Origin of the sequence: Cellulomonas sp. NPDC058312 (genome assembly GCF_042880135.1) — a bacterium.
Taxonomy (GTDB): Bacteria; Actinomycetota; Actinomycetes; order Actinomycetales; family Cellulomonadaceae; genus Cellulomonas.
The window spans coordinates 36,251-50,706 of record NZ_JBHVZE010000004.1; the positions used below are offsets into that span (position 1 = coordinate 36,251).

Annotated in this window: 13 protein-coding genes; all 13 read right to left on the reverse strand. The window is 74.6% G+C overall.

The features are described 5' to 3' along the window. Positions 1-64: 64 nt before the first annotated feature. Positions 65-1,657, reverse strand: coding sequence for a methyl-accepting chemotaxis protein (locus tag ACFVXN_RS12720; RefSeq protein ID WP_389232734.1), 1,593 nt, complete (start codon positions 1,655-1,657; stop codon positions 65-67). Between the two features lie 219 nt (positions 1,658-1,876). Beyond that, positions 1,877-2,293, reverse strand: a complete 417-nt coding sequence (locus ACFVXN_RS12725) for a chemotaxis protein CheW (protein WP_389232737.1) — start codon at positions 2,291-2,293, stop codon at positions 1,877-1,879. Next, positions 2,290-4,653: a chemotaxis protein CheA gene (locus ACFVXN_RS12730; protein WP_389234032.1), complete on the reverse strand. Its 2,364-nt coding sequence runs from the start codon at positions 4,651-4,653 to the stop codon at positions 2,290-2,292. Before ACFVXN_RS12730 ends, ACFVXN_RS12725 begins: the two co-directional genes overlap by 4 nt. A gap of 174 nt (positions 4,654-4,827) precedes the next feature. Next, entirely contained in the window at positions 4,828-5,271 is a 444-nt protein-coding gene (gene csrA / locus ACFVXN_RS12735; RefSeq protein WP_389232740.1) for a carbon storage regulator CsrA, read from the reverse strand. A gap of 207 nt (positions 5,272-5,478) precedes the next feature. After that, on the reverse strand, positions 5,479-6,759 hold the full coding sequence (locus ACFVXN_RS12740; protein WP_389232743.1) for a hypothetical protein: 1,281 nt from the start codon (positions 6,757-6,759) through the stop codon (positions 5,479-5,481). Further along, positions 6,737-8,800, reverse strand: coding sequence for a flagellar biosynthesis protein FlhA (locus tag ACFVXN_RS12745; RefSeq protein ID WP_389232746.1), 2,064 nt, complete (start codon positions 8,798-8,800; stop codon positions 6,737-6,739). The genes ACFVXN_RS12740 and ACFVXN_RS12745 overlap by 23 nt, the downstream gene beginning before the upstream one ends. 58 nt (positions 8,801-8,858) lie before the next feature. Beyond that, positions 8,859-10,043 (reverse strand): flagellar biosynthesis protein FlhB, encoded by a 1,185-nt coding sequence (locus ACFVXN_RS12750; protein ID WP_389232749.1) that lies wholly within the window; start codon positions 10,041-10,043, stop codon positions 8,859-8,861. Further along, positions 10,040-10,798, reverse strand: a complete 759-nt coding sequence (locus ACFVXN_RS12755; RefSeq protein ID WP_389232752.1) for a flagellar biosynthetic protein FliR — start codon at positions 10,796-10,798, stop codon at positions 10,040-10,042. The genes ACFVXN_RS12750 and ACFVXN_RS12755 overlap by 4 nt, the downstream gene beginning before the upstream one ends. A gap of 6 nt (positions 10,799-10,804) precedes the next feature. Then, positions 10,805-11,077, reverse strand: coding sequence for a flagellar biosynthesis protein FliQ (fliQ, locus tag ACFVXN_RS12760; RefSeq protein ID WP_389232755.1), 273 nt, complete (start codon positions 11,075-11,077; stop codon positions 10,805-10,807). Beyond that, positions 11,077-11,937, reverse strand: coding sequence for a flagellar type III secretion system pore protein FliP (gene fliP / locus ACFVXN_RS12765; protein WP_389232758.1), 861 nt, complete (start codon positions 11,935-11,937; stop codon positions 11,077-11,079). The genes fliQ and fliP overlap by 1 nt, the downstream gene beginning before the upstream one ends. Beyond that, a complete protein-coding gene (gene fliO / locus ACFVXN_RS12770; RefSeq protein ID WP_389232761.1) occupies positions 11,934-12,629 on the reverse strand; it encodes a flagellar biosynthetic protein FliO in 696 nt (231 codons plus the stop codon). Before fliO ends, fliP begins: the two co-directional genes overlap by 4 nt. Continuing rightward, positions 12,629-13,345: a flagellar motor switch protein FliN gene (gene fliN / locus ACFVXN_RS12775; RefSeq protein WP_389232764.1), complete on the reverse strand. Its 717-nt coding sequence runs from the start codon at positions 13,343-13,345 to the stop codon at positions 12,629-12,631. Before fliN ends, fliO begins: the two co-directional genes overlap by 1 nt. Beyond that, positions 13,345-14,280, reverse strand: coding sequence for a FliM/FliN family flagellar motor switch protein (locus ACFVXN_RS12780; protein ID WP_389232767.1), 936 nt, complete (start codon positions 14,278-14,280; stop codon positions 13,345-13,347). The genes fliN and ACFVXN_RS12780 overlap by 1 nt, the downstream gene beginning before the upstream one ends. Positions 14,281-14,456 lie beyond the last annotated feature (176 nt).

A 14,456-nucleotide genomic window follows, 5' to 3' on the forward strand; every position in this document is an offset into this window, starting at 1 on the left:
AGCCCCGCCCGGCGCTCCCGCGAGGGGTGCGCCGGACGGGGCTCGTCCGGGGTCGGGCGCCCGGTCAGTAGGCGAACCGGGAGACCCGCGTGCGCAGGTCCTCCGACAGCCGCGCGAGCTCGCCGATGGAGTCGCCCATCTGCCCGAGCGTGCTGGAGCTGCCCGCCGCCGAGGTGGCGACGCCGGTGATGTTGGTGGCGATCTCGCCGGAGCCCGTGGCGGCCTCGGCCACCGAGCGGGACATCTCCGTGGTGGTCGCGGTCTGCTCCTCGACCGCCGAGGCGATGGTGAGCTGGTAGTCGTTGATCGACGCGATGATGTGGCTGATCTCGCCGATCGCCGTCACCGCCGCACCCGTGTCGGCCTGGATCGCCTCGACCCGGCGGACGATGTCCTCCGTCGCCTTGGCGGTCTCCTGCGCCAGCTCCTTGACCTCACCAGCCACGACCGCGAAGCCCTTGCCCGCCTCACCGGCGCGCGCGGCCTCGATCGTCGCGTTCAGCGCCAGCAGGTTCGTCTGCTCGGCGATGCTCGTGATCGCCTTGACCACGTTGCCGATCTCCTGCGACGACTCGCCCAGGCGGGTGACCTGGTCGTTGGTCGCGGCGGCGACGTCGGTGGCCTGCCCGGCGACCTTCGCCGCCTGGGAGGCGTTCTGCGCGATCTCGCGGATCGACGCACCCATCTGCTCGGCACCCGCGGCCACCGTCTGCACGTTGCGGGACACCTGCTCCGCGGCCGCCGCCACGACACCGGCCTGCGCGGACGTCTCGTCCGAACCCGCGACGACCTGGTGCGACGCCGCCGACAGCTCCTCGGCCGCCGCCGCCACGGTCTGCGCCGTCTGCGCGACGCCCGAGACGACCTCGCGCAGGCTGGTCTGGGCGGTGTCCAGGGAACGCGCCATGTCGCCGAGCTCGTCGACGCTGGACACCTGGGCCCGCACCGTCAGGTCGCCGCGCGCCATCGCCTCGAGCGCACCCCGGACCTGGCCGGCGTCCCGCGTCAGGCGCCGGGCCACGGAGAACCCGAGCACCAGCACCACGACCATGCCGACCACCAGGATCGCGGCCGTCGTGACCAGCGTCCGCGACACCGTCGAGCCAGCCTCCGCCGCGCTCGCGTCGGCGACCTCGGCCACCGAGGCGTTCTCCAGCGCGATCGCGTCCGCCGCCACCGTCGTCTGCGGCAGGATCTCCGCGCGGTACAGCGCCGCGGCACCCGCCACGTCGCCGGAGTCCGCCAGCGGGAACAGCTCGTCCTGCGCGATCCGGACCATCTCGGTCCAGCCGGAGTCGAAGTCGGCCCACGCCTGGTCGTTCACCACCAGGTCGTCGTACGCGGCACGCTGCTCGGTGATCTTCGCGACGTACTCGTCGAGCTGGTCGCGCAGGTCCCCGCGGACCTCCTCGGACGCCGCCGGGTACTCGACCATCCGCGCACGGCCGGCCTGCAGGGCCCGCTGGAGGTCGCTGATCTGCCCGAGCTGGGCGACGTAGCCGCTGGTCTCGCCGACGTCACCGCGCAGCTGGGTGAGGCTCGTGCCGGCGGCCACGACCACGGCCACGCCGACGAGCCCGGAGGCGGCCACGAGGCCGAGGACCTTGGCGGCGATGGACAGCCGCAGACCGCGGGGGCGGTCGGAGGGGTGGGACATGGACGCTCCTGTGCGTAGGCCGGCGCCCCCGCATCCGTGCAAGGGCCCCACCGGCGCTGTTCGCCCCACCCGATCGGCCAGGTGCTTTCACCCATGACCCAGGTCCCGGGTGATCTGGGTCACGTCCGTGCCGGGCCGTTCCCGGGGCACGCAGCAGAGCGCCCCGCCCGGCACACCGAGGGCGTGTCGGGCAGGGCGCTCCGCCGTGCGGCGCGGAGGTCAGGCAGCCGTGGCCTGGTCCACGTCCAGGACCAGCAGCAGCCGGCCGTCGAGCTTGTGCGCGCCGAGGATCAGCGGGCGCAGCGCGGCGTCCAGCGTCTCCGGCGGGGCCTCGAACGTCTCGGGGCCGACCTCCATGACGTCACCGATCTCGTCGACCAGCAGGCTCACGGGCTCCCCCGCGACCTGCACGACGACCATCATCGGCTCCGCGTCCTCGCCCAGCGGCTCCAGGCCGAGGCGGGGACGCAGGTCGACCGTGAGGACGACCTGACCACGCAGGTTCACGAGACCGGCGACCCCGGGCGGGGCCAGCGGCACGCGGGTGCGGACGTGCGAGCGCAGCGCCTCCTGCACCCGGGTGACGTCGACCCCGTACAGGCTCCCGCCGAGGGTGAACGTGACGTACTGGCTCATCGGGTGGCTCCCACCAGCTCGGACCCGCCGACCTGCGTCGGGAGGTCGTCGTACGTGGAGCGGTGCTCGGGCCGCTCGTCGTAGAACGCCGCGTCGGCGGCGAGGATCGCGCGGCGCACGTCCAGCAGCTCGGTGACCTTCTCCCCGAGCACCGTGGAGCCGACCAGGCCGGCGTCCTCGATGTCGGAGTGCCGGGCCGAGTCGTCGTCGACGATGTCGACGATCTCCCGGACCACGAGGCCGACGCTGCGGCCCGCACGGCTGTAGACCACCAGCAGCAGCTCGGAGGTGTCCTCCTGGCCGTACGCCCCGAGGATCCGGTCGAGCCGCGCGAGCGGCAGGATCGTCCCGCGGTACTGCACGACCTCGCGGCCACCCACGTACTCGACCTGCTCGGCCTGCACGTGCTCCAGGCGGGCGACCGACGCGAGCGGCATCGCGACCTGACGGCCGCCACCGATCCCGACGACCAGCACCTGCTGCACCTCGTGGTTCTCCGCGTGCCCGGCGTTGGCGTGGGCGTTCCGGGCGGCGACGTCGAGGTCCCCGGCCAGGGCGCGGCGCGCGATCGCCTGCACGTCGAGGATCAGCGCGACGTGGCCGTCGCCCAGCACCGTGGCGCCCGCGTACGCGCCGACCGCCTTGAGGCGGGCCGACAGCGGCTTCACCACGATCTCCTCGGTGTTCAGCACCCGGTCCACCAGCATGCCGAAGCGCTGCTGGTCGGACTGCACGACCGCGATGACCGCGTTCTCCGACCGCGAGCCGTCGACCTCGAGCACCGAGGACAGCGACACCAGCGGCAGCAGCTCGCCACGCAGGCGGTACACCGGGGCCTCGTGGATGTGCTCGATGCCGGACTCCGAGCGCTGCGAGTCCAGGGCCACGAGCTCCAGCAGGTTGACCTGCGGGATGGCGTACAGGTCGCCCGCCGCCTCCACGGTCAGCGCCGGCATGATCGCCAGCGTCAGCGGGATGCGCAGCCGCCAGGCCGTGCCCCGCCCGACGACCGACTCGACCTCGACGGCGCCGCCGATGGCCTCGATCTTGGTGCGGACCACGTCCATGCCGACGCCGCGGCCGGACACGTTCGTCACGGCCTCCGCGGTCGAGAACCCCGGCAGGAACAGCAGCTGCAGCAGGTCGGCCTGACCCATCGCGGTGACCTGGTCGGCGGTGCGCAGGCCCTTCTGGACCGCCTTCGCGCCGATCTTCTCGGGGTCGATGCCCCGACCGTCGTCCGCGACCTCGACGACGACCTGGCCGCTCGCGTGGTAGGCCCGCAGGGCGAGGACGCCCTTCGGGGCCTTGCCCGCGGCGACGCGGTCCTCGACCGACTCGATGCCGTGGTCGACCGCGTTGCGCACCAGGTGCGTCAGCGGGTCCTTCACCGCCTCGAGCAGGCTGCGGTCGAGCTCGGTGTCACCACCGGAGAGCTCGAGCTGCACCTCGCGGTGGCAGGCGGCCGCGATGTCGCGCACCATGCGCGGCATCTTCGACCACAGGTGCTCGATGGGCTGCATGCGGGTCTTCATGACCCCCTCCTGCAGCTCACCGGCGATGAGGTTCAGGCGCTGCGCGGAGCGGGCGAGGTCGACGTCCTCGGTCCCACCCGCCAGGCGGCTGATCTGGTTGCGGGCCAGCACGAGCTCGCCGACCTGGCGCATGAGGGCGTCGAGCAGCTCGACGTCCACCCGGATCGACGCGTCCGCGGCGCCGCCGCGCAGGGTGCCGAGCTCCTCGGGCGCGGCGGCCGGCGCGGGGGCCGGTGCCGGTGCGGGAGTGGCGGCGACCGGCGCGGGCGCCGGGGCCGGCGGGGTCTCGACCACCGGTGCCTCGACGACGGGCGCCTCGGCGACCGGCGCGGGGGCCGGCTCCGGGACGCGCGGCGTCGGGACGTCGGCGGCGGCCGGGGCCGCGACGGGCTCCGCCACCGGCTCGGCGGCCGCGGGGGCGGGGGCCTCGGCGGCGGCCGCGGACGGGTCGACGGCCTGGATGGCCTCGATCGCCGCGATCACCGCGTCGATCTCCACCTCGCCCTCGCCGCCCTGCAGCTCGATGACGCGCAGGATCTCGCGGATGTTGTCCACGAGACGCAGCAGCACGTCCGTCGTCGGCTGGTCCATCGACCGGCGCCCGTCGCGCAGCTCGACCAGGAGGTTCTCGCCCGCGTGGGCGACCCGCTCCAGGCGCGAGAACGCGAGGAAACCGCTGGTTCCCTTGATCGTGTGGATCGTCCGGAACACGCTCGCGATCAGCGAGCGCGATCCTGGTTCGCTCTCCAGGGCCACCAGGTCCTGGTCGAGCTGGTCGAGGTTCTCATGGCTCTCGACCAGGAACTCGCGGACGATCTCGTCCATGTCCTCCACTGCTGCCTCCTCGCGGGCTGGCCCCGTCTGAGGTGAGGATCGGCGGGCCGGGAGGTTGCGTGAGGCTTTTGGGCGGGGCACCGGTCCGCGGGACGGGTGAGAACCGCTCGGTCACCCGGGCGGGTGAACGCCCGGGCCGGCGGGCAGCGCGGGCCCGCGCTGCCGTCAGCGGCGGGGTCGGTGCTCGCCGGGGCGGCCGGGTGCGCGCGGCACGGGGGTCGCGCGGGGGGCCGGGGTCGCGGGTGCGGCGGGTGCGGCGGCGTCGGTCGGCGCTGCGGCCGTGTCGCCGGTCGGCGCGGGGTCGGTCGGCGCGGGGTCGGTCGGCGCGGGGTCGGTCGGCGCGGGGTCGGCGGCGGGCGCGGCCGGGGCCGTCGGGTTCAGCAGCCCGCGCAGGGACTCGACCGCCTCGTCGCCGGCGTCGGTCGCCGCGTCGGTGGCGGCCACGTTCGCGGCGGTGACGGCCTCGAGCACCTCGGCGCGGTGCACGGACACGGACCGCGGGGCGTCGATGCCCAGGCGGACGCCGTCGCTGCGGACCTCGATCACGGTCACGACGATGTCGTCCCCGATCACGAGCCGCTCTCCGACCCGCCTGCTCAGCACCAGCATGGCGCCGACCCTACCTGCCACCGCCCCGACACCCCCACCGCCGCGCCCACCCCGGACACGGACCCGCCCCCGCCCCCTGGGACGCCGAGACAGGACCTCCCGCCCGAGAGGGGGCCTCCGGACGCCCCATCTCGACGCGGAGGTCCTGTCTCGGCGCAACGGGCGGGCGGGGGGACGGGGGCGGGGGGCGGGGGCGCGCCGCGGGCGTCAGCCCCAGACGGTGCCGGCGGGGAGGTGCTCGCCGAGGGCCGCGGCCCAGGCGACGCGGGACGCGGGGACCCCGTCGATCCACGCGACCGGCACGCCGAGGCCCAGGACGGTGCCGGGCTCGCTGGTCTCGAACAGGCCGCCGACCGCGAGGGCGTCGACCCGGCGCCGGGCGCCGACGGCGGCGATCCAGCGGACGCAGTCACGCGCCTTGCTGCGGGCGTCGATGACCCCCCACACCTGGTCCGGCGCGAGGGCGGCCAGCAGCTCGGCGGCGGCCTCCTCGCGGGCACGGCCCGGGCGGACGCCGAGCGCGACCACCATCACCCCGTCGGACTCGGGCCGGTCGGTGCGCCACCGCTGGGCGGCGGCGGCGGACCCGAGGCGCCGTGCGGTCCCGGCGGCGTCCCCGTCGCCGGCGACCACGACCTCCCCCGACCCGGTGCGCAGGGCCAGCAGCTCGGCGACGCGGACCGCGTCCTCCGGCGGGCCGGCGACGACGAGCACGCTGCCGGGGTCGCGGGGCTGCGGCGGCGCGGGGGGCACGGCGGCGAGCAGGCGGGACAGCTCGACGGGGCCGTCGCCGACGGCGGCGAGCAGCGCGGTCGGCACGCCGAGGTCCGCGAGCGCCGCGCGGGTGACGGCACCCGGCGCCGCGGGGGTCTGCTCGACGGCGGGCGCAGCCGCCTGGGCGGGCAGCACCGACAGCCCCGGGCTGCCGACGACGGGTGCGGTGAACGGCTCGAAGGTGCGGGTCCCGGCGTCCGGCGCGTACCCGCCACCCGCCACCGCACCCGCCACCGCACCCGCCGCACCCGGTGCCACGGCCGGCGGCGGCACCTCGATCTGGTGGTCCGGGGCGACGGCGCCGGTCATCGCGCGCACCTGCTCCAGGACGGACGCGAAGGACTCCTCGCCGGTGGACACGCGCGGCCCGCGGGCCTCGGGGACCCCGCCGGGCGTCGCGGGCGCGAGGACGTCGGATCCCGCGGGGCCGTCGAACCCGTCGTCGGCCGCGTCGGCCGCGGCGAGCAGGGCGTCGATCCCGCCGACGCCCGCGGGCACGATCCCGCGGCGGCGCAGCAGGCTGGGTGTGCCGGCCGGTGCGGCGTCGGGCACGTCGATGGTGAGCTCGTAGCGCTCGCGGGCGAAGAACCCGGCGATCCCGCCGGTGCGCACCCGCTCGGCGCGGACGATCCGGGCGGTGGGCCCGAACTCCTCGCGCACGTGCACCATGAGCTCGGCCAGGTCGGCCCCCTCAAGCAGCAATCGCGTGGGCACCGCTGATCACCCCCACCGTCTCGATCCGGGTGCCGCCACCGGTCACCTCGGCGTAGGAGAGCACGGCGAGGCGGTCGAGCGCCAGGATGACGACCTTGCGCAGCGCCGGCCGCAGGGCGGGCGCGCACACCAGCACGACCGACCGGCCGGTCGCCTCGGCGTCCGTGACGGCGACGCGCAGCCGCTCCAGCATGGCCTCGAGGCGGGTGGGGTCGGTGACGATCTGGGTGCCGGAGTCCGACGGGCGCAGGGCCTCGACGAGCTGCTGCTCGAACACCGGGTCGAGCGTGAGCACCCGGAGCACGCCGTCCTGCACGTACTGGGTGGACAGAGCCGGGCCGAGCGCGCCGCGGGCGGCCTCGATCAGACCCTCGGGGTCGGTGCCGACCTTGGCGCGCAGCGTCAGGGCCTCGTAGATCCGGCCGAGGTCGCGGATCGGGACCTCCTCGGCGAGCAGCCCCTGGAGCACGCGCTGCACCTCGCCGAGCGACATCAGGCCGGGCACGAGCTCCTCGACGACCGACGGGTTGACCTGCTTGACGCCCTCGGTGAGCACCCGGACGTCCTCGCGGCCCAGGAGGCGCGGGGCGTTCTTGGTGATGATCGAGCCGAGGTGCGTGATGAGCACGGACACCCGGTCGACGACGGTGGCGCCGGCCATCTCGGCGGCGTGCCGCAGCTCGGCGGCCACCCACTTGCCGGGCAGCCCGAACACCGGCTCGACCACGGACTGGCCGGGCAGCGCGGCGAGGTCGTCGCCGAGCGCGAGGATCCGGCCCGGGGGCACCTCGCCGCGGCCGACCTCGACGCCGGCGATCCGCACGACGTAGGTCGAGCGGGGCAGGTCGACGGAGTCGCGGGTGCGGACCGGCGGGACGACGATGCCGAGCTCCATCGCGATCTTGCGGCGCAGGCCGCGGACGCGGTGCAGCAGGTCCTGGTCGGGGCCGTTGCCGACCATGTCGACCAGGTCGGGCGCGAGCAGGATCTCGAGGGTGTGCACGCGCATCTGCTCGATGAGCGCCTCGGGGGTGTCGTTCGACGTGGGCGCGACGGTCGCGGTGGACGCGGCGGCGGACTCGGCGTCCTTGGCCTCCTTGGCCGCGGTGGCCTTGATCCGCTGCGCGACGACGAGCAGCGTGCCGCCGACGAGCACGAACGGCAGCTTCGGCATCCCGGGCAGCAGCGCCAGGGCGATCGCGCCGCACCCGGCGATCAGCAGGGCGGTGCGGGACTGGCCGAGCTGCTTGGACGCCGCGGTGCCCATGTCGCCCTCGGCGGTGGCGCGGGTGACGACGATGCCGGTGGAGACGGACAGCAGCAGGGCGGGGATCTGGGTGACCAGGCCGTCGCCGATGGTGAGCAGGCTGAACTTCTCCAGCGCCTCGGCGAACGTGAGGCCCATCTGCATGATGCCGATCACGAACCCGCCGACGAGGTTGATGACCGTGATGATGATGCCGGCGATCGCGTCGCCCTTGACGAACTTGGACCCACCGTCCATCGCACCGTAGAAGTCGGCCTCGGCGGTGACGTCCGCGCGGCGCTTGCGGGCGGTGTCCTCGTCGATCAGGCCGGAGTTCAGGTCGGCGTCGATGGCCATCTGCTTGCCGGGCATCGCGTCGAGGGTGAACCGCGCGCCGACCTCGGCGACGCGACCGGCGCCGTTGGTGATGACGACGAACTGGATGACCACCAGGATCAGGAAGATCACCAGGCCGATGACGAGCGAGCCGCCGACGACGAAGTGGCCGAACGCGTCGATGACCGCGCCCGCGTAGCCGTCGCGCAGCACCAACCGGGTGGACGCGACGTTCAGCCCCAGCCGGAACAGCGTGAACACGAGGATCAGCGACGGGAACACGCTGAAGTCCAGCGGCCGCTGCACGTACATGCTGGTGAGCAGGATGACCAGGGACGCCGTGATGTTCACGGCGATCAGGACGTCGAGCAGCGCCGCGGGCAGCGGCACCACGAGCAGCAGCACGATGCCGACCACGCCCACCGGGACGGCGAGCTGGGCGATCTGCCGGTTCTTCATCGCTGGACCTCATTCACGGGGTGGAGCGGGAGCGGGTGCGGGGTGCGGGCGGCGGCGCTCATGCGCTCGCCTGCGCCGCGTCGCGGGCCTCGGCCTTGTCGGTGCGGGCCCGGCGCCGTGCGGCGGCGACGGTGGTCGGGACGTCCTCGGGAGCGACCGAGCCGCCCGGGATGGTGTGCTTGCCGAGCGCCGCGCCGCGCCGCTTCAGCTGCATGACGAACGCCAGCACGCGGGCGACGGCGGAGAACAGGTACGCGGGGATCTCCTGGTCCACGGCGCACGCGGCGTGCAGCGCGCGGGCCAGGGGGATGTCCTCGACCATCGGGACGCGGTGCTCGGTGGCCTGCTCGCGGATCTTGCCCGCGACGGCACCGGCGCCCTTGGCGACCAGGCGCGGGGCGCCGCCGCCGGGGACGTACTTCAGGGCGACGGCGACGTGGGTCGGGTTGACGATCACCACGTCCGCGTCGGCGACCGCCGCCATCATGCGGTTGCGGCTCATCGCCATCTGCTTGGACCGGATGTGGCCCTTGACCAGCGGGTCGCCCTCGGTGCGCTTGTTCTCCTCCTTGATCTCCTGGCGGGACATGCGCGTCTGCTTGCGGTTGCGCTTCATGACGACGAGCACGTCGATCGCCGCGAGCAGCACGCCCGCCGCGATGCCCCAGACCAGGAGCTGCTTGATGCCCGACCCGGCCACCGCGAGCATGTGCTCGAGGGGGATCCGGCCGGTGCCCATCAGCTGCGGGACGAGCGCCTGCACGGCCAGGTAGAGCACCATCCCGACGACCGCGGTCTTCAGCAGCGTCTTGGCGCCCTCCCACCAGGCCTGCCCGCCGAACAGCCGCTTCACGCCGGAGACCGGGTTGAACTGCTGGACGTGGGGCTTCATCTTCTTCACGTGCACGCCGCCCTGGGCGACGGCCACGACGATGACCGTGAGCGCGACGACCGCGAGCATCGGGGCGATGGTGCCGACCACGGACCACAGGCCGTCGCCGAGCAGCTCGGTGACCGTGCCGGCGTCCGGGGACGCGATGGCCTGGGTCACGGCGTGCAGCTGCTGCTGGGCGGCCTCGGAGCCGCGGCTCACGGTGCCGGGCAGCATGACCGCCGCGGCGGTGAGGCCGAGCCACGCGGACAGGTCCTGGGACCGGGAGAGCTTCCCGTCCTCGTGGACCTTCTTCATCCGCTGGGCTGTGGCCTTCTCGGACTTCTCCCCCGCGTCCCCGCCGCCGCTCACGAGGCCACCTTCATCATGGCCTCGACGGCGTGCTGCGCCAGGTTGTTCACGACACCCGGCAGCGCCAGGTACGCGAACCCGGCGAACGTGACGGTCATCAAGATCTTCAGCGGGAAGCCCATCGCGAACGCGTTCAGCGCGGGCGACACCCGGGTCAGCAGGCCGAGGCCCGCGTCGGTGAGGAACAGCACGACCAGCAGCGGGCCGCCGATCTGCAGGGCCGCGAGGAACATGTCGGTCAGCCCCGTGGTGACCGCCGAGGCCATCTTGGTCAGGTCGAGTCCGGCGCCGACGGGCACCGCGTCGAACGACCGGGCGAGGCCCGCGACGAGCACCTGGTAGGCGCCGGACACGAACAGCAGCACCAGGCAGGTCATGTTGTAGAGCCGGGCGAACTGCGCGCCGGAGGTCATGTTCTGCGGGTCGAACGCCTGGGCGAGCTGGAACCCGCCGAACAGGTCGATGAGGTTGCCCGCGGCCTGCACGGCGGCGAACAGCAGCGACACCAGGAACCCGAGCGCGGCGCCGACCGTGGCCTCCAGGACGAGCGCCCCGACGAACTGCCCCGTGCTCGCGGTCGCCGCGAGGTCCAGCCGCGGCAGGACGGCCAGGGCCAGCCCCACCGACAGCATGGCCTTCACGGCGCCCGGGATGCCGCGGTGCGCGAACGGCGGTGCCACGGCGAAGAACGCGGCGAACCGCACTCCCGCGAGCATCGCGGTCTGCACCGCGGCCAGGGACAGGGTCAGGTCCATCGCGCGTCAGCCGCCCAGCAGGCTGGGGATGCGGGCGAACAGCTGCTCGGTGAACGACACCAGCTCGGCGATCATCCAGTGCCCGCAGACCAGCAGGGCGAGGGCGGCGGCGATGGCCTTCGGGACGAAGGACAGCGTCACCTCCTGGATCTGGGTGACCGACTGCACCAGCGAGACCGAGAAGCCGACGACCAGCGCCGTGATGAGGACGGGCGCGCAGAGCTTGGCGGCGACGATCAGGGCGTCGAGACCGATGTCGAGGACGGCTGCGGTGTCCATCAGCCACCCCCGCCGGACGCGGCACCGATGAGGGCGGTGACGATCAGGCCCCACCCGTCGACCAGCACGAACAGCAGCAGCTTGAACGGCAGCGAGACCATCACGGGCGGGAGCATCATCATGCCCATCGACATCAGCACCGAGGACACGACCAGGTCGATGACGAGGAACGGGATGAAGATGACGAACCCGATGATGAACGCGGACCGCAGCTCGGAGAGCATGAACGCGGGGATCAGCGTGAGCATCGGGACGGACGCGGCGTCCTCGGGGTTCGGCTGGTCGGCGGCGCGGGTGATGAGCGCCAGGTCCTGCTCGCGGGTGTGGCCGAGCATGTACTCGCGCAGCGGGCCCGAGCCGGCGTCGAGGGCGGTCTGGAAGTCCATGCTGCCGTCGAGGTAGGGCTGCACGGCCTCGGTGTTCACGTCGGACAGCACCGGGGCCATCACGAACAGGCTGAGGAACAGCGCGAGGCCGGCGATCACCTGGTTGGGCGGCACGGTCGTGAGGCCGAGCGCGTTCCGGGTGAGGGACAGCACCACGAAGATCTTGGTGAACCCGGTCATCATCAGCAGCAGCGACGGCGCGACCGACAGCAGCGTGATGCCGATGAGCACGACGAGCGAGCTGCCGGGGGTGCCGTTGACGCCGTTGATGGCGACGGAGACCTCGCCGGTGCCGGGCATCGCCGGGGCGGTGGGCGCGGCGGGGTCGGTCGGGGGCGTGGGCGCGGCGTGCGCGACGCCCGAGCCCAGCGCGACCATGACGACGGCCAGCGCGAGGACGGCGAGCAGCACGAGCGGCCAGGTGCGGGCGCGGGCGGTGCGGGCGCGGGTGGGGCGGCCCAGGTCGGCGGTCACCGGCGCACCGTCCGCTCGCGCAGCACCGCGACGGCCTGCTTCCAGGTGGAGGGCGCCAGCACGGAGCCGTGCAGCGCACCGGCGCCGACGGGCTCCGCGACGTGCTCGACGCGCGCGGCGTCCGGCCGGGCCGGGTCGACGGGGATGGCGGCCGCGGCGGCGAGCGCGGCGGCGGCCGACGCGGACGCGGCGGCGGTGGCGGACGCGGCGGCGGCCTCGGGCGTCGCCGGCGTGACCGGGACGGCGCGCTCGGCGTCGGCCAGCACCTCGGCGAACGCGTCGCCGGCCGGGACCGCGCTGCGGGTGGCGCGGGCCGCCCGGGGCGTGCGGGGCGTGCGCGGCCCGCGGGGGGTCGGCAGCACGGCCGCGGCCAGCGCGCCGAGCGTCATCGGGGGTCCCGCGGGGGTCGCGTCGGCGAGGGACGCGGGCATCTCGGCCGGCGCGGGCGCCAGCTCGGTCAGCATGGTGACGTTCTGCTCGCCGTAGCCGAGCAGCAGCCGGCGGTTGCCGACGGCGATCACCGCGACTCCGGCGTGGCGGCCGAGCGCCTGGCGCCCGACGACCTCGACGGCCGGGCCGGCGGGACGACGGCGCCCCTTGCCCCACCCGGCGCGGCGCGCGAGGACCCAGATGAGCCCGACCACGCACGCCAGCGCCAGGAGGACGCGCAGGCCCAGGACGGCGGTGTCCATCAGAGGGCGCCGTCCTCGCCGCGCGCGATCTCGGTGATGCGGATGCCGAACTCCTCGTCGATCACGACGACCTCGCCGCGGGCGATCAGGCGGCCGTTGACCATGACGTCGGCGGGGCTGCCCGCGGCGCGGTCCAGCTCCAGCACGGCGCCGGGGGTCAGCTCGAGGACCTGGCGGACCGGCAGCTTGGTGCGGCCGAGCTCGGCGGTCAGCGTCATCTCGACGTCGTAGAGCACGTTCAGGCTGGCGCGCTGCGTCGGGACGCCGGGCACCGCGGCGGCGGGCTCGCTGCGCAGGCGCAGGCCGAACCAGGCCTGGATGCCGTCGTCGGTGGCCAGCGCGACCAGGTGCGCGTCGGCGGGCAGCGCGGCGGCGACCGTCTCCGTGCGGGCGGCCTCGAGGACGCCGGCGCCGAGCTCGGCGACCGCGGCCTCCAGGGCGGGGCGCAGCGCGGCGGCGAGGTCCAGCGGGCTGCCGTCGGGGGCGCCGGCGGCCAGGGCCTCGCGGACGGCCTCGTCGGCGACCAGCACCACGTCGGCGCTGTTCGGGCCGACGAACGACGCGACGACCGCGAGGGCGTCGGCGTCGGGGCGCTGGCCGGCGGGTGTCGGGACCGGCATCAGGGGAGCGACGGCGGGCAGCAGGCGGGCGGCCGCGGTAGCGGCGGCGAGCGCGACGGCCGCGTCGGTGGACTCGGCGGTGGGGACGGCGTTCATCAGTGCTTCTCCTCGACGGTGACGACCATGCAGGCGAGACGGGAGCCGTTGTTCCCGGCGGCGGCGCGTGCGAGCACGACACCGTCCACCACCACGTCGAGCGGCTGGGACGACGGGTGGGACAGGGGGACGACGTCGCCGACCGCGAGGTGCACGACGTCGCGGGGGCGGACGACGACCGGCGCGAACCGGACGGCCACCTCGACGGGGACCTCCTCGACGGCGGCCTCCAGGTCGAGGACGGCGAGCTCGTAGGCGCGCTGGTCCTCGGCGGACCGGCCGCTCGCGCCGTCGGTCTGCCGGACGGCGGCGAGCAGGAGCTCGGCGGGGAACATGACGGTCGCGAGGTCCTCGCGCTCCCCCACGCGCATCTGGAACGTGGCGACGAGCACCGCGTCGGAGGCCGGGACGGCCTGCACGAACTGCGGGTTGTACTGCACGGTGCGCAGCGTGACGTCGAGCGGGGTCAGCGCGGAGAACGCGTAGCCGAGGTCGCCGAGGGCGGCCTGCATGACGCCGCGGAGCAGCGTGAGCTCGATCTCGGTGAGCTCACGGTCCTCGCGGGCGTCGCCGCTGCCGGGGCCGCCGAGCAGGTAGTCGATCCACACCATCGTGGTGCTCACCGGCACCTGGACGACGGCGGTCTGCCGGCTCTGCTCGATCGTGCACAGCATCATCGCGGTGGTGCCCGGCAGGCCGCGCACGTACTCGTCGTAGGTGCTGAGGCTGAGGCCGTCCAGGTTGACCTGGGCCATCACCCGCAGGCGGGCCGTCAGCTGGTTGCCCCACTGCCGCGCGAACGTCTCGAAGGCCATCTCGAGCACGCGGGCGTGCTCGCGGGCCATCGTCATGGGACGACGGAAGTCGTAGGGCTCGGGGAGGTGGGTGCGTCGGCGCGAGCGCGCCGGGGCCTGACCCGTGGTGTGGACCGTCACGAGTTCCCTCATCGGCGCGCGAACGGGTGATGTGAGGGGTCTTCCCGCGAACTTCTCCGCCCGCCGCCCCTCATGGGCCGCGTGTGCTGCGGAGCGATGTGGCGCCCTCCGTGGCGCCGTGGTTCACCGGCGGCCGACGGCCCTGGTCACAGGGCCGCCGGCGGCGGGTCGGACGG

Excerpts from the sequence above, each read along its gene's own strand:
- ACFVXN_RS12755 (WP_389232752.1), bottom strand. The coding sequence starts at position 10,798 with ATGGACCTGACCCTGTCCCTGGCCGCGGTGCAGACCGCGATGCTCGCG.
- csrA (WP_389232740.1), bottom strand. The coding sequence starts at position 5,271 with ATGCTGGTGCTGAGCAGGCGGGTCGGAGAGCGGCTCGTGATCGGGGAC.
- ACFVXN_RS12745 (WP_389232746.1), bottom strand. The coding sequence starts at position 8,800 with ATGAAGAACCGGCAGATCGCCCAGCTCGCCGTCCCGGTGGGCGTGGTC.
- fliN (WP_389232764.1), bottom strand. The coding sequence starts at position 13,345 with ATGAACGCCGTCCCCACCGCCGAGTCCACCGACGCGGCCGTCGCGCTC.
- ACFVXN_RS12725 (WP_389232737.1), bottom strand. The coding sequence starts at position 2,293 with ATGAGCCAGTACGTCACGTTCACCCTCGGCGGGAGCCTGTACGGGGTC.
- ACFVXN_RS12720 (WP_389232734.1), bottom strand. The coding sequence starts at position 1,657 with ATGTCCCACCCCTCCGACCGCCCCCGCGGTCTGCGGCTGTCCATCGCC.
- ACFVXN_RS12730 (WP_389234032.1), bottom strand. The coding sequence starts at position 4,653 with ATGGACGAGATCGTCCGCGAGTTCCTGGTCGAGAGCCATGAGAACCTC.
- fliO (WP_389232761.1), bottom strand. The coding sequence starts at position 12,629 with ATGGACACCGCCGTCCTGGGCCTGCGCGTCCTCCTGGCGCTGGCGTGC.
- fliQ (WP_389232755.1), bottom strand. The coding sequence starts at position 11,077 with ATGGACACCGCAGCCGTCCTCGACATCGGTCTCGACGCCCTGATCGTC.